A 1,252-nucleotide genomic window follows, 5' to 3' on the forward strand; every position below is an offset into this window, starting at 1 on the left:
CCCCACGCCCACCCGTACGGCCACCCCGAAGCCCGCTCCCCCGAGCAAGCCGAGCGCCGGCGGGGTCCAGGGCACCTGGTACCACATCGTCCGCGCGCAGGACGGCAAGGAGATGGTGCTGACCATCAGCGGAACCTCGCTCACCATGCGGGCCGGCGAGAAGTCCTGTTCCGGGACGATCAGCAGCAGCATGGCGATGACGGTCGACTGCGGGGGCGGCGACATGTCGACCACCGGCAAGGCCGTGGCCACCGGAAGCGGCACCGCGCAGAAGCTCGCGTGCACCTGGGCGGACGGCAGCACGGACCGCTTCGCACGGACGCGCCCGGCGTAACTCCCGCACTGCTACTGCCCGCGTGGGCGGCCCCGGAGTGTCGCGCACACACGGTGCCGCCGCTCGTTGTGTGGGCCGCACACATGGGAACGTCTCGCGCGGCGCCCTTACGTTTCCGGCCATGACGAGCAGCGTTAGCGGAAGCGACCCCGCCGGAGCCGGAATCACTCCGGCCGGTGCGGGCACCGATCTGACCGGACGTACCGCCCTGGTCACCGGCGGCGGCAGCGGCATCGGCCGCGCCTGTGCCGTGGCCCTCGCCGAAGCCGGCGCCTTCGTCCATGTCGTCGACGTGGACGCCGAGTCGGCCAAGGCGGTCGCCGAGACGGTCGGCGGCGAAGCGCACGTCGCCGACCTGGCCGACCCCGATGCGGCGCAGGCCCTGCCCGCCGCCGTCGACGTCCTCGTCAACAGCGCGGGTCTCCAACACGTCGCGCCCATCGAGGAGTTCCCCCCGGAGCGGTTCGACCTGATCCAGCGGGTCATGGTCACCGCTCCGTTCCTGCTCCTGCGCCGCACCCTGCCCCATATGTACGCGCACGGCTGGGGCCGCGTCGTGAACATCTCCAGCGTGCACGGCCTGCGGGCCAGCCCCTTCAAGTCCGCCTACGTCGCGGCCAAGCACGCCCTGGAGGGCCTGAGCAAGGTCACCGCCCTGGAGGGCGCCGCGCACGGCGTCACCAGCAATTGCCTCAGCCCCGGCTACACCCGCACCCCCCTCGTCGAGCGCCAGATCAGCGCACAGGCCGACGCCCACGGCATCGCCCCGGAGCGGGTCCTGACCGACGTACTGCTGCGGCGTTCGGCCGTGAAGCGGCTGATCGAGCCCGCGGAGATCGCCGCCGCCGCGCTCTGGCTCTGCGGCCCGCACAGCGGCTTCGTGACCGGCGCCTCGCTCCCCCTGGACGGCGGCTGGAC

General features: G+C 72.8%; 2 protein-coding genes. Both read left to right on the plus strand.

The genetic code is table 11. From position 1 onward, the window contains the following. Positions 1-334: hypothetical protein (locus E2651_RS44520; RefSeq protein ID WP_209446400.1), on the plus strand; the 334-nt coding region annotated here is incomplete at its 5' end. 121 nt (positions 335-455) lie between these two features. Beyond that, positions 456-1,252: 3-hydroxybutyrate dehydrogenase (locus tag E2651_RS43245; protein ID WP_135336733.1), on the plus strand; the 797-nt coding region annotated here is incomplete at its 3' end.

The organism is Streptomyces sp. MZ04 (assembly GCF_004684775.1).
Taxonomy (GTDB): Bacteria; Actinomycetota; Actinomycetes; order Streptomycetales; family Streptomycetaceae; genus Streptomyces.